This window comes from Parasynechococcus sp., from assembly GCF_042954325.1.
Taxonomy (GTDB): Bacteria; Cyanobacteriota; Cyanobacteriia; order PCC-6307; family Cyanobiaceae; genus Parasynechococcus.
Genome location: NZ_JBGKDS010000021.1, coordinates 22,236 through 35,732, shown reverse-complemented (window position 1 = coordinate 35,732; position 13,497 = coordinate 22,236). Strand labels below are relative to the sequence as shown.

Genomic DNA, 13,497 nt, shown 5'->3' with positions numbered 1-13,497 from the left:
TGTCCTTGTTCGGACAACAACCAAGCGGTGCCGAGGCCGACAGCCCCAGCACCGATGACAGCAATGGATCGACTCAGCTCAGAGCCTCAGGAATCACGTCGGAGTAAGCATCGAAGCTGGCGGCCACGGCGCTGTAGGCCTTCTGCATCTTGCCGGCATCCTGAAGACGGGCCGCTTCATCAAGGGCAGCCAGGGAGTCTTTCAGCGCATTGGCCAGCTTGTCGGCTTCCTTGCGCTCCTTTTTGTCCAGGCTTTTGTTGATGTAGAGCATTTCGCGACCCACTTCCTGCATGGGGCCGTGGATCAGGTTGCGGGTGAAGGTCCAGTCGCCTGCGCTGACCAGTCGTGCCAGTTCGGGCAGGCGCGCCTTGGTGTCGGCAAATGCGCTGGCCTGACGCTGCAGGACAGCAGCATCGTCAGCAGCGTGGACTGATGCCGGACTGATCAGACCGGCAGCTCCAAAGCTGAGCGTGATGCAGAGACACAACGCGGCAACGCGACGCAGGACGCTCAGCATGGTGGGGTAAAAATTTCCAAGCGACTTTAACCAGCTCTGTTCGCACGGGAGAATCTGCTTTTCCAGGCTTCACGTTGGGCGCTGCCACGGTCATCCTTCAACTGATCTGTCCGGACCGTTCGGGTCTGGTGAGTGATCTCGCCGGCTGGGTTGCCGCGAATGGCGGCAACATCCGTCATGCCGACCATCACACCGATGCCGGTGCCGGTGTCTTCTTGAGTCGGATCGAATGGGATCTGGCTGGTTTCGGCATTCCCCGGGCCGCCTTACCCGCCGCCGCCGCTGCCCTCGCTGAACGGCTGAAGGGGCAGGCGCAGTTGCATTTTTCCGATGAGCTCCCGCGTGTCGCCATTTTTGTGAGCAAGCAGAGCCACTGTCTGCTCGATTTGCTCTGGCGTGCCCGCAGTGGGGAGCTGCCGATGCAGGTTCCACTGGTGGTCTCCAACCACAGCGATCTTGAGCCGTTGTGCAGCGATTTCGGCGTCGCCTTTGCCCATGTTCCGGTCACCGCTGACACGAAGTCAGCGGCCGAGGATCGGATGCTGGCTTTGCTGGAAGAACATCAGATCGAACTGGCGGTGCTGGCCAAGTACATGCAGGTGCTCAGCGGTTCGTTCCTCGAGCGTTTCCCGGATGTGATCAACATCCATCACTCGTTTCTTCCCGCGTTCAAAGGTGCACAGCCTTATCACCGGGCTTGGGAGCGGGGTGTGAAATTGATCGGGGCCACGGCCCACTACGTCACGGAAGATCTCGATGACGGTCCGATCATTGAGCAGACCATTGCCCATGTCAGCCATCGCGACGAGGTGGAGGATCTGATCCGCCGGGGTCGGGATACGGAACGGCTGGCCTTGGCCAGAGCCCTGCGCCTGCATCTGCGCCGGCAGGTGATGGTCTACCGCGGTCGAACGGCGGTGTTTGCGTGACCGGTGTTTGCGTGACCGGTGTTCCCGTGACGGGCGATCGATTGATCGGTTGGCGGGCGTTCCAGCTGGGTTTGTTTCTGTTGCCTTCCAGCGCTCTGCTGGCGGGTCTTTGTCTGCTGATCACCTGTATCTCCGGTAGTCGCCATCGCGTTGCGGCCATTTGGCGCGATCCCTGGACACGCCCTCTGTTGGTCGCCGCTGCCCTGATGATCGTGGGTTGCTTCGGCGCGGAGGATGCAGCTCTGGCCTGGGCAGGACTGGCCAACTGGCTGCCCCTGTTCTGGGCGTTCTGGGCCTTTCGCTGCTTTCTGGATCGACCGGAACGGCGTCAACGGGCCGCCACTTTGCTGTTGGCTGGCACCGTGCCAGTGCTTGTGACCGGGTTCGGTCAGATGCACTGGGGTTGGTCCGGACCCTGGCAGTTGCTGGGGGGCGGGATCATCTGGTTCATGGAAGCCGGCGGGAAGCCCGATGGGCGGCTGTCCGGCTTGTTTGATTACGCCAATGTCGCCGGTGCCTGGCTGGGGGTGGTCTGGCCGTTTGCCCTGGCTGCTGTGCTGCGTTCCGAGAGGCCGCGGCGTGACCGGGTCCTGGCTCTGTTGTTCAGTGCTGCCACGGTGGCTGCGGTCCTGATGACCCGTTCGCGCAATGCCATGGCTGCCTTGGTGTTGGCGCTGCCCGTTGTGATTGGTCCGGGGCGTTGGATCTGGCTGCTCCCGGTGCTGCTGGTGCTGGCCCTCCCCCTGCTGCTGGCCGTTCTTCCGGGTGTGCCTGCGGCCCTTCAGCAGTGGTGTCAGGCGCGCCTGCCTGAGGTGGTGCAGCAGCGTTTGCTGGAGCGTCAGACCACCAACAGCCTGACGCGGCTGGCGCAGTGGTCGTTTGCTCTGGATCTGATTGCGGCCCGACCCTGGTTGGGCTGGGGGGCATCAGCCTTCAGTGTCCTGTATTCCCTGCATGCCCAGCGCAATTGGCATGGCCATTCCCACAACCTCCCGTTGGAGCTGGCGGTGAACCATGGTTTGCCGGCGGCCGTTTTGGTGGTCGGCACCGTGCTGGTCCTGTTGATTGTGTCCTTGCGGCGGGGACTGCTGCAGCGCCATCCGGTGGATCGGGCCTGGTGGGCTGCCTCATTGGTGTTAGTGGGCATGCACACCACGGATCTGCCGTTCTTTGACAGCCGGCTGAACATCTTGGGTTGGGTGTTGCTGGCCGGTCTCTCCGCCGCTGTTGAGCAGGCTGCGTTCAACCCGCCAACGCAAGGGCTTGGTCGTGGTGTTCCCTCAGCTTCTCCGGGGCCAGGGGACCTCTGAGATGGGTCCAAGGCAGGATCCGTGAGGCCTCCCAGACCTCTTCGACCACCTCGGCCCAGGGTGGTGGTGGTGGCAGCGCTGGTCCTGGAGCGGAGTCGAGTTCGCCGTTGAGGGCGGCCCGGTAGGTCGTCTTCCAGCCCCCCAAGCTTTCACGTCGATCACCCACGGCGGCGATCACCGGCGCGAGGCGGCGATCACTGCGTGACAGCAAGGCCTGGATCACACTCCACCCGTAGCTTTCCGGCCGGAATTCAATGCCCTTTGGCTTGAGTGCTTTGGTCAGGCGTTTCAGCCGTTTGTCCGCTTCCGGTCTGACCCCTTGCCACTGGAAGGGGGTCTGGGCTTTGGGCACGAAGGTGCTCACCCCCAGGGTGAAGCGCAGGCCAGGGGTTCCCTTTTTCAAGGTCAGCAGGAGCTGAGCGGTCGCATCCACGTCGTCATCGGTTTCGGTCGGTAGGCCGACCATGCCGTACAGCTTCAGCCCTTTGAGCCCGCCCTGTTTGGCGTGGCTGGCGGCGGCATGGATCGCTTCGGTGGTCAGCTTTTTGTTGACCACATCGCGCATGCGTTCGCTGCCGCTTTCGATTGCAATCGTGAGCGAGCGGCTCCCCCGTTTGGCCAGAATTCGTCCGAGCTCAGGGGTCACGGTGGCGGCACGAACGGAGCTCACACTCACCCGAGTGCCCTCGAAGCGGTCGTGATCTAGCCACTGGAGCAGGTCGCTGAACTGCGGGTGTTGGGTGACCGAGGCCCCGAGCAGCCCCAACCGTTTGGTGGCCTGCAGGCCCTTTTCCACGGCCGGAATCAGTCCGTCGTCCAGGGACGGTGTGCGGAAGGGCAGGGTGAGATAACTGGCCAGGCAGAAGCGGCAGAGCTCTGGGCAGCTGCGCACCACCTCCACCATGTGGATGTCCGGCCAGGCGGCCTCCGGCGTCACCACGGTGGAGTGGCTGAGGGTGTTGCCGCGCCAGGTCTGTTTCTCAACAAGAGCGGGCACCCCACTTTCGATGGGCTCCACGGCCAGCAGGCTGCCGTCGCCGTCGTAGCGCGGGGCGTACAGCGACGGAACGTAGACGCCAGGCACCCGCGCCAGTTGCCGCAGCCGTTCAGGCCGCGGGGCGTCGCGGCAGGCCTGCAGCGCATCGATGAAGGCCGGCAGCAGCAGTTCGCCGTCCCCCAGCAGCACGGCATCGAAGAACGGAGCCAGTGGCTCGGGATTGGCGGTGAGCACCGGTCCACCGCCGAACACGATCGGATCGTTGTCGCCGCGTTCCACCGCCCAGATCGGAATGCGTTGGTTCTGCAGCAGCTCGGGCAGGACCGGTCCATCCAGTTCCCAGCTCAGGGACAGTCCGAATAGATCGCAGTGGCGTGGCAGGGGATCCCCTTGATCGGTGAACAGCCGGCGCACATCCACATCACTGCGTTGGGCGAGGGTGGCCCACACGATTTGATAGCCGAGGCTGGTGATGCCGATCGAGTACGTGCTGGGGAAGGCCAGCACGGCTTTGAGGGCATTGGGGTCCGGAGTTGCCGGATCAAACAGCAGTGTTTCTTGGTTCAGCTGGAGCCTCCGGTGGGTCCTGTCGGTGGGGGTGGGGCATCGAAGGGGCGGCGGTGGCGGTTCAGTTGCTGCTGCATCCGTCCTTCAGAGTCGAGTTCCATGCCCATCTGCCGCTCATAGATCGAGTGGTGGTTGAAGCAGCGGGCGACGACAAAGCTGGTGAGGCAGGCCACCAGGATCGGTTTGAGGATCAACAGATCCTTGGTGAGGGCAAAGGCGAGAAACATCGCCGAGATCGGCGTGCGTGAGCAGCCGGCCACGAAGGCCCCCATTCCCGCGAACACATAGGTGGTGGGGACATGGCCAGTGAGTGCCTCCACGCCGCTTCCGCAGGCCAGGCCGATGGCACCGCCCAGGGTGAGCATCGGCATGAACAGACCCCCCGGTGCTCCGGAGCCGGCGGCGAGTCCTGTGCTGAAGAACAGCACCACGAAACTGGCCAGGGCCAAGGTGATGTCTGCCTGTCCTCCAGCGATCAGGTGTTTCAGTTCGGTGGGGTTGTGAAAGGTGTCCGGCAGGAAGGCGTAAACGCAACCCAGCACCAGACCGCTCAGGGTCATCCGCAGCACGAGGTGATCTCCGAACCAGCGGTTGCCCATCCGCTGCATCGTCAGCACATACCGGGTGTAGAACTCCGCGAGTACGCCGATCACCACGCCCAGGGCGATCAGATACAGCAGATCCACCGGCAGGAACCGCACCAAGGGGGTGTAGGCGCGTTCCACCTGGAAGCCCAGGGTGCTGCTGAGGCCACCACCACCCAGGACGTCCGCCCAGGTGTCGGCGGAGAAGGCTGTGATCAGCACCAGCAGCAGCACCACGGGGCGGGCGGAATGCAACAGCTCTTCGATGGCATAGATGAAGCCGCCGATCGGTGCGCTGAACACCGCTGCGATCCCTGCGCCGCCACCGGCGGCGACGATCACACGGCGAAAGGCCACCGGAGCCTTCAGCCAGCGCGACATCTGCCAGGCCACGGATCCACCCATCTGCACCGCCGGTCCTTCAGGGCCCAGGGGGAAGCCACTGCCGATGGCGATGATCCCGGCCACGAGTTTCACCAGGCCGACCTGCAGCCCCATGGGGACAGACCGGTGGCGCAGGAACCCCATGATGTGCGTGATGCCTGCGCCGCCTGCCGCCGGTGCCAGGTTGGCCACGAGCCAGCCGGACAACATCCCCCCGAACGCGCCGAGGGCGGGCAGCACCAACCAGGCTGGAAATTCATTGAGAAGATCGAGCCGCCAGTCGCGCAGCAGGGTGATCCCACTGGTGAACAGCAGCCCTGCAATCGCTGCTCCCAGGCCTGTGAACGCGAGTGCAAGCACCACCACAAACCAGCGGCGTTCCAGCAAACGGCGGATGCTGTTGCTGGACCCCAGCAGGTGACGGCGCTTTTTCGGTTCGCTCAGAGCGGGCATCCGATGATCAGGATGCGGCGAGGAGGGCCGCTTCTTCGTCGTTGCTCAGCACGCGCCCTTGATCTTCGAAACCAGAGATCTGGTCGAAGTTCAGGTAGCGATAGAGCTCGTCGGAGAGAGGATCGATTTTCTCGGCGGCGATGGTGCGGTACTCCTCTGCGGTTGGGATTCGTCCCAGGAGGGCGCAGACCGCGGCGAGCTCGGCGCTGCCCAGATAGACCTGAGCCCCTTTGCCGAGGCGGTTGTTGAAGTTGCGGGTGCTGGTGGAGAACACCGTGGTGTTGTCGTCCACCCGGGCTTGATTGCCCATACAGAGCGAGCATCCGGGCATTTCCATCCGCGACCCAGCCGCTTCGAAGGTGGCGTAATAGCCCTCGGCCTTCAGGGTTTCCTCGTCCATGCGGGTCGGTGGGCAGACCCAGAGACGGGCCTTGTTGCTGCCGGCGCCTTCGAGCACCTTGGCGGCCGCTCGGTAGTGGCCGATGTTGGTCATGCAGGAGCCGATGAACACCTCCTGAACCGCATCACCGGCGACCTCGCTCAGCAGCTTGACGTTGTCCGGGTCGTTGGGGCAGGCCAGCACCGGTTCGGTGAGCTCATCGAGGTTGATTTCGATGATCTCCGCGTACTCGGCATCGGCATCCGCTCCGAGCAGCTGCGGATTGGCCAGCCACTCCTCCATGGCTTTGATCCGGCGGCCGAGCGTACGGGCGTCGCTGTAGCCCCGCGCAATCATGTTTTTGAGCAGAGCCACGTTGCTCCGCAGGTATTCACTGACGGTCTCTTCCGACAGCTTGATCGTGCAGCCGGCGCAGGAGCGTTCCGCGGTGGCATCGGTGAGCTCGAAGGCCTGCTCCAGCTTCAGATCCGGCAGACCTTCGATCTCCATGATCCGGCCGTTGAAGACGTTCAACTTGTTGGACTTCTCCACCGTGAGCAGGCCCCGTTGAATCGCCACCCAGGGGATGGCATTCACCACGTCGCGCAGGGTGACGCCGGGTTGAAGTGAACCGCTGAAACGCACCAGCACCGATTCCGGCATGTCCAATGGCATGGCGCCGATGGCCGCGGCGAAGGCCACCAGGCCGGAGCCGGCCGGGAAGGAAATCCCGAGGGGGAAACGGGTGTGGCTGTCTCCGCCGGTGCCCACCGTGTCGGGGAGCAGCATCCGGTTCAGCCAGCTGTGGATGATGCCGTCGCCGGGTCGCAGGGCGACACCGCCGCGCTGGGCGAAGAAGTCGGGCAGATCCTTCTGGGTCTGGAGGTCAACGGGTTTGGGATAGGCGGCGGTGTGGCAGAAGCTCTGCATCACCAGGTCGGAGGAGAAGCCCAGACAGGCCAGTTCCTTCATCTCGTCTCGGGTCATCGGGCCGGTGGTGTCCTGGCTGCCGACGGTGGTCATCAACGGCTCACAGCTGGTGCCGGGTCGAACGCCGGGGAGACCGCAGGCCTTGCCGACCATCTTCTGAGCCAGGGTGAAGCCCTTGCCGGTGTCCGCCGGGGCACTGGGACGGATGAACAGGTCGGAGGCGGGCAGGCCGAGCTGCGTCCGCACCTTGTCGGTGAGTGCGCGACCGATCATCAGCGGGATGCGGCCGCCGGCCCGCACTTCATCGCTGATCGTGCTGGGCTTCAGCTCGAAGCGGCTCACCACAGCACCATCGCGTTCGATGGTTCCGGCATGGGGGCGGATCGTGATCACATCACCGGTCTTGAGGTCGGTGACGTCGCATTCGATCGGCAGGGCGCCGGAGTCTTCGGCGGTGTTGAAAAAGATCGGCGCGATCTTGCCGCCGAGGATCACGCCGCCGGCCCGCTTGTTGGGCACGTGGGGAATGTCGTCGCCGGTGTGCCACAGCACGGAGTTGATCGCGCTCTTTCGGGAGCTGCCGGTGCCCACCACGTCACCCACGTAGGCCACGGGGTGCCCGTTCTGCTTCAGCTTGGCGATGGTTGTCAGGCCATCGGGGTCGCGGGTCTCCAGCATCGCCAGGGCGTGCAGGGGGATGTCCGGCCGCGTGGTGGCGTGGGTTGCCGGGGACAGGTCGTCGGTGTTGGTTTCGCCTTCCACCTTGAACACCGTGACGGTGATCTCTTCAGCCAGGTCCGGTTTGGAGGTGAACCACTCCGCAGCAGCCCAGCTGTCGACCACCTGTTTGGCGAAGCGGTTGCTGCCGGCCAGCTCCATCACCTCATTGAAGGCGTCGTACACCAGCAACGTGCGGCTGAGGCCGTCCGCTGCGCAGCTGGCCAGGGTCTCGTCGCTGTGCTTCAGCAGCTCGATCAGGGCGGCCACGTTGTAGCCACCGACCATCGTTCCCAGCAGCCGGGTGGCCTCGAGGGGGGGCACCAGGGGTGAGCTGACCTCGCCCTGGGCGACGGCACTCAACCAGGCGGCTTTGACGTACGCGGCTTCATCCACACCGGGAGGAATCCGTTCGCTCAGCAGGTGCAGCAGGGTCTCGTCTTCGCCCGCTGGCGGGTTCTGCAACTGCTCAGTGAGCCCCTTGGTCTGTTCGGCATTCAGGGGCAGAGCGGGAACGCCCTGGGCTTCCCGTTCAGCGGCCAGCTTGCGATAGGCGCTCAGCATGCGGATTCAACCTCAGGGCGACGTGGTCTCCGCACCATTCTTCATGGAGACCGATCAGCCGCGCTGTTCAGAGTTGCGTAGCCTTGGTCGGATTCGGGTTCAGGGGCCATGACCACCACATCTGATCTTCATGTGGTGGAAACCCGGCCGCTGGTCGCTCCGGCTCTGCTTCACCGTGAATTGACGATTGATGCGGCGGCCACTGAAACCGTTGCATCGGCCCGTCGGCGCATTCAGGCCATCCTGCGCGGTGATGACGATCGGATGCTCGTGGTCGTGGGTCCCTGTTCGGTGCACGATGTCAAAGCTGCCCGGGACTACGCCCAACGACTCGCGCCCATTCGCGAACGGCTGAAGGGTCAGTTGGAAGTGGTGATGCGTGTGTACTTCGAGAAACCACGCACGACGGTGGGTTGGAAGGGTCTGATCAATGACCCTCATCTCGATGGGTCCTATGACATCAATACCGGTTTGCGTCGGGCCCGGGGTCTTCTGCTGGAGCTGGCCGGCATGGGCATGCCGGCTGCAACGGAGCTGTTGGATCCTGTGGTCCCTCAGTACATCGCCGATTTGATTAGTTGGACGGCGATCGGCGCCCGCACCACTGAAAGTCAGACCCATCGGGAGATGGCGTCTGGGCTGTCGATGCCGATCGGGTACAAGAACAGCACCGATGGCAGCGCCACGATTGCGATCAATGCCATGCAGGCCGCCTCCAAACCCCATCATTTCTTGGGGATCAATGCTGATGGTCAGGCCTCGATTGTGAGCACCACGGGCAATCCCGATGGTCACCTTGTGCTCCGAGGCGGAAATCGCGGCAGCAACTATCACCTTGAAGCGGTTGAAGGGGCTGCGGCTGAACTGGCTGAGGCGGGTCTCAAGGACCGCTTGATGGTGGATTGCAGTCACGCCAATTCCAACAAGGATTTCCGCCGGCAAGGGGAGGTGCTGTCCGCGGTTGCGGATCAGATGAAGGCCGGGTCACGGCATGTCATGGGCGTGATGATCGAGAGCCATTTGGTTGAAGGCAACCAAAAGCTCAGCTCGGATCTCTCCCAGCTCACCTATGGCCAGAGCATCACGGATGCCTGCATCAGTCTCGAAACCACCGAAGAGCTGCTGGTCCGCCTGGCGGATGCTGTCGCTGCCCGTGCGGTGGTGTCGGCTTAACGAACGAACTGCTGCCAGAGCAGTCCGACGCTGATCGGCACCGTCAGGTTGTCGACGCCCCCTGCGCTGAATTGTTCCAGCAGCACGGCGCTGGAGGTCATCAGGGTGAGGGTTAGGGGACTCGGTACACCGTTTCCCAGCCAGCCGACACCGACCAGCACCGTCAAGGACACAACGGCCATGGTCAGGGTTCCGGCAAGCGACTTCCGTTGGCCGCCCACGGTCCATTGCGGAGAGGTCAGTCCGCGTCCGATCAGTCCCGCCAGGCCGTCACCAAGGGCCATCACCAGGACGGCTGCACAGACGGCGTCGGGACGCTGGGGCCAGAACAGAGCCAGCAGAACCGTGATCGCGGCCGCGTAGGCAATGGTTCCAACACTGGTTCTGTCGACGTCTTCCATCGCTGCGAACCAACGCCAGCGGTGATTCAGCGCAATCAAAACGGTGACGGTGCCGGCCACCCCAAGCGCCATCGGTTTCGGGATGGCGAACCACCAGGCCATCGGAAGAACGGCACCGGTGCCGATGTGAACGATCTTGCGACTCAGTTCCCGTTGGCCCGGCCATTGGCTCCGGCAGGCGACTGCACTGAGCAGGATCACCAGAAGCCAGAGCGCGATCACAGCTGGGCCGAGCAGGACGGTCAAAACCCCATCAGGCGGCTTGCTGATGATTGGTCATCATCCGGAGCTTCAGAATCGCCTTGGATTCCAGTTGACGGACCCGTTCCCGGGAGACATTGATCTGTCGGCCGATCTCCGCCAGCGTCATTGGCTCTTCGCCGTTGAGACCAAAGCGAAGTCGGAGGATCTTCTGCTCGCGCTCGTTGAGCTGTGAGAGCCAGCCACCGAGATGCTCCTTCTGGATGCTGCGGTCCATCCCTTCCATCGGCTCTGCACCGTTGGGATCGGGAATCAGTTCACCCAGGGTGCTGCGGTCTTCTTCGCCGCGGGCATGGGCGTCCAGTGAGGCACAGGGCGCGCTCTGAGAGATCAGGTCTTCGAGCTCCCGCGGTTCGATGCCCATGGCATGGGCCAGCTCGAGTCGATTGGGTTGCCGTCCAAAGCGATGGGAGAGTTCCCGGGTGATGCGGCGCATCTTGGACAGCTTTTCGCTGATGTGGATCGGCAGCCGGATGGTCCGCGCACTGTTATCGATGGCGCGCGTCATTCCCTGGCGAATCCACCAGTAGGCATAGGTCGAAAATTTGTATCCCATGGCTGGGTCAAATTTGTCGACGGCACGTTCCAGACCGATCGCGCCCTCTTGTACCAGGTCCAGCAGCTCCAGGCCTTGGTTCTGATACTTCTTGGCCACGCTGACGACCAAGCGCAGATTGGCAGCCATCATCCGGTCGCGGGCGCGCTGTCCCATCCGGATCTTGTGACGCTGGCGTGGAGTCCGCTCGTCTTCTGGAAGCTCCTTGAGCTGCTTCATCTCCTGGACGTGGTGCGCCAGTTCGATTTCCTCGGCTGCGGTGAGCAGAGGAACGCGACCGATGGAGCTCAGATAAAAGCCAATCGAATCGGTGGCCAGACGTCCGGTCTGGCGCGTTGATGAACGGCGGCCACCTTTCGGCAGCGCAGGTTGCTTCCGCTCTGGCTTTGCAGCCGAAACGGAAGGTTCCAGAGGGATCCCCATCACCCTGGTCTCCTGAATTAGATTTGCATCGAAATTAGCACTGACTCCCAACAAGAACAGGCGAAAAACCAAAAGTATTCAGCTTCTTGTAAATCACTATTTCGGCCCTCCTTTTCTGTTCGGTTGATAACAAAAACGTGAAGAAAATTGCCGCCGACTTGTATCCGTAGTCACAGTCAGGAGTTGCCGGGTATGCCTTTAGCTCATCGGCGGGAGGCCCTGGCTCCACTGGGTGATCAGCTCGGTCTGGGAATTGCGGGTTGGTTCGTTGTCCTTGGCTTGCCGCGCCGTGAACTGTCCATTGCTCTGCATCGTCCAGGACCCGCGGTTGTCGCTGAAATAGAGATCGAGCAGGCGTTCGAGTTTCTCGCGAAGTGGGTGATCTTCAACTGGCGTGACGGCTTCAACGCGACGATCGAGATTGCGGGTCATCCAGTCGGCGCTGCCGATAAAGACTTCGGGGGATCCGCCATTCTCAAACCAGAAAATTCTTGAGTGTTCCAAGAATTGCCCGATGATGCTGATGACGGTGATGGATTCGCTGAGTCCTTTTTTTCCTGGAATCAGGCTGCACATGCCCCTGATGATCAGTTCGATCTGCACCCCTGCCTGCGACGCTTCGTAGAGCAGGGCAATGATGCCCGGGTCCACCAGTGAGTTCATCTTGGCTCTGATCCGGCCGGGCTTGCCGGCGTGCGCGTGGTCGATCTCTCGACGGATCAGGTTTTCCATGCCCTTGCGCAGGGTCACAGGCGCGACCAGCAGGCGTCGGAAGCTTTGTTGTTTGGAAAATCCTGTGAGGTAGTTGAACAGTTCAACCAGGTCCTGACCCAGTTCTGGGCGTGCGGACAGCAACCCAAGATCGGTATAGAGCTTGGATGTTTTGGAGTTGTAATTGCCTGTGCCGATGTGGACGTAGCTTCTCAGTTTTTCGGCTTCTTTGCGTACGACGAGAACAATTTTTGTATGGGTTTTTAAGCCTAAAACTCCATAGACAACGTGCACCCCTGAGCGCTCCAGTTGCTTGGCCCACTGAATGTTGTTGTCTTCGTCAAAGCGCGCTTTAAGTTCTACAAGGGCCATGACTTGTTTTCCATTTTCCGCGGCGCGGATCAGCGCGGCAATAATGGGTGAGTCCTTCGATGTTCGATAGAGCGTCATCTTGATCCCCGCGACCAAGGGGTCATCGGCGGCCTGATTGATGAATTCTTCGACGGTGGTCGAGAAGAGGTCGTAGGGATGGTGAAGCAAGATGTCTCCTCGGCGAATCACCGAGAAAATGCTTTCAAATTCCTCTGCTTTGATCGATCCTGCTTCGATCAGGTGTTGCTGCGATCTCGCCATCACAGCTGGTGTTTGTCCAGAGTGGGACTTGCTTTTCAGCTTTGCTAGAGGAAGGCTTGTCAGGCCAAAGAGATCGTCCAGGCCAAGTGGTCCGTCAATCACATAAACATCATCCTGTTCAATCGCCAAGCCCGATTTCAGGAGTTCGATCACGTCCTTGGGCATCTCATTGGGAACTTCCAGGCGAACCACCTCTCCACCAATGCGTCGTTTTCGCAGTCCCTGTTCCAGGGCCAGCATCAGGTCATCGGCTTCGAGGTCTCTCAGTTCGAGGTCGGCATCGCGGGTGACGCGGAAGAAATAGTGGCCTTCAACACTCATCCCGGGAAACAGCATTTCCAGGTTGAAGGCGATCACTTGTTCCTGTGGGATTGCCGTATGGATTGGCTTCTGTCGGCTCCCGCTGAGCTTGGGGGGGATCGAGACGAAGCGTGGGAGATTCTTCTGGGGGACTTTCACCCGAGCAAACTGTTGCTGACCTGTTTCTGGATCGCGAATCACCGCCGCCACATTCAGGCTCAGGTTGCTGACGAACGGAAAGGGATGGGCGGGGTCAACGGCGAGGGGTGTCAGGACCGGAAAGACGGACGTTTGGAAATAACTCCGTACCCAATCCCGTTGGGCTTTGTTGAGCTGCTTGTAGTCGAGCAGTTGAACGTTGTGCTCGCGTAATCCGTTTTTGATCTGTCGGCGGTAATGATCTTGTTGTTGCTGCAGAAGCGGAATCAGCTTCTCGCGGATGGTCAGCAGCTGTTCGAGTGGTGTCTTGCCGTCTTCGCTTTGGGTCGCCACGCCGGCTTCAACCTGAGATTTCAGGGAGGCCACACGGACCATGAAGAATTCGTCGAGGTTATTGCTGAAAATCGCGCTGAATTTGGCCTGATCCAACAGTGGTGTGCGTTCATCCAGGGCCTGAGCCAGGACGCGTTGGTTAAACGCCAGCCAACTCAGCTCCCTGTTGATGTATTGATCCGGTGTGAGGGCAGCAGAACACATGGATGAACGTTT

The 13,497-nt window shown here is 61.7% G+C and carries 10 protein-coding genes; 3 read left to right on the top strand and 7 right to left on the bottom strand.

Going from position 1 to position 13,497, the window contains the following annotated elements; translation table 11 throughout:
- Positions 1 to 73: 73 nt before the first annotated feature.
- A complete protein-coding gene (gene psbQ / locus ACGVKB_RS03585; RefSeq protein WP_392349910.1) occupies positions 74 to 517 on the bottom strand; it encodes a photosystem II protein PsbQ in 444 nt (147 codons plus the stop codon).
- Between the two features lie 74 nt (positions 518 to 591).
- On the opposite strand from psbQ, the gene purU reads away from it, so the two are divergent.
- Entirely contained in the window at positions 592 to 1,446 is an 855-nt protein-coding gene (gene purU, locus ACGVKB_RS03580; protein ID WP_392349909.1) for a formyltetrahydrofolate deformylase, read from the top strand.
- A gap of 11 nt (positions 1,447 to 1,457) precedes the next feature.
- Positions 1,458 to 2,756, top strand: a complete 1,299-nt coding sequence (locus tag ACGVKB_RS03575) for an O-antigen ligase family protein (protein WP_392349908.1) — start codon at positions 1,458 to 1,460, stop codon at positions 2,754 to 2,756.
- Here the strand turns inward: ACGVKB_RS03575 and ACGVKB_RS03570 are convergent.
- The 3 genes from ACGVKB_RS03570 to acnB are packed head-to-tail and all read right to left on the bottom strand — an operon-like array spanning position 2,689 to position 8,331.
- A complete protein-coding gene (locus tag ACGVKB_RS03570; RefSeq protein ID WP_392349907.1) occupies positions 2,689 to 4,260 on the bottom strand; it encodes a B12-binding domain-containing radical SAM protein in 1,572 nt (523 codons plus the stop codon). The two genes, ACGVKB_RS03575 and ACGVKB_RS03570, sit on opposite strands and share 68 nt — an antisense overlap.
- A 56-nt stretch (positions 4,261 to 4,316) precedes the next feature.
- Complete coding sequence (locus ACGVKB_RS03565; protein WP_392349906.1) at positions 4,317 to 5,741, bottom strand: ClC family H(+)/Cl(-) exchange transporter; 1,425 nt, start codon at positions 5,739 to 5,741, stop codon at positions 4,317 to 4,319.
- 7 nt (positions 5,742 to 5,748) lie between these two features.
- Positions 5,749 to 8,331 (bottom strand): bifunctional aconitate hydratase 2/2-methylisocitrate dehydratase, encoded by a 2,583-nt coding sequence (acnB, locus tag ACGVKB_RS03560; RefSeq protein ID WP_392349905.1) that lies wholly within the window; start codon positions 8,329 to 8,331, stop codon positions 5,749 to 5,751.
- Between the two features lie 108 nt (positions 8,332 to 8,439).
- Between acnB and ACGVKB_RS03555 the strand changes: the two genes are divergently transcribed.
- Positions 8,440 to 9,504 carry a 3-deoxy-7-phosphoheptulonate synthase gene (locus ACGVKB_RS03555; RefSeq protein WP_392349904.1) on the top strand — a complete coding sequence of 355 codons (1,065 nt, stop codon included), beginning with the start codon at positions 8,440 to 8,442 and terminating at the stop codon, positions 9,502 to 9,504.
- Here ACGVKB_RS03555 and ACGVKB_RS03550 read toward each other — a convergent pair.
- The 3 genes from ACGVKB_RS03550 to ppk1 all read right to left on the bottom strand — a co-directional run bounded on the left by ACGVKB_RS03550 (position 9,501) and on the right by ppk1 (position 13,485).
- Positions 9,501 to 10,151 carry a diacylglycerol/polyprenol kinase family protein gene (locus ACGVKB_RS03550; RefSeq protein ID WP_392349903.1) on the bottom strand — a complete coding sequence of 217 codons (651 nt, stop codon included), beginning with the start codon at positions 10,149 to 10,151 and terminating at the stop codon, positions 9,501 to 9,503. The genes ACGVKB_RS03555 and ACGVKB_RS03550 overlap by 4 nt on opposite strands.
- A 7-nt stretch (positions 10,152 to 10,158) precedes the next feature.
- Positions 10,159 to 11,145, bottom strand: a complete 987-nt coding sequence (locus ACGVKB_RS03545; RefSeq protein ID WP_392349902.1) for an RpoD/SigA family RNA polymerase sigma factor — start codon at positions 11,143 to 11,145, stop codon at positions 10,159 to 10,161.
- A 198-nt stretch (positions 11,146 to 11,343) separates the two neighbouring features.
- Complete coding sequence (gene ppk1, locus ACGVKB_RS03540; protein ID WP_392349901.1) at positions 11,344 to 13,485, bottom strand: polyphosphate kinase 1; 2,142 nt, start codon at positions 13,483 to 13,485, stop codon at positions 11,344 to 11,346.
- Positions 13,486 to 13,497 lie beyond the last annotated feature (12 nt).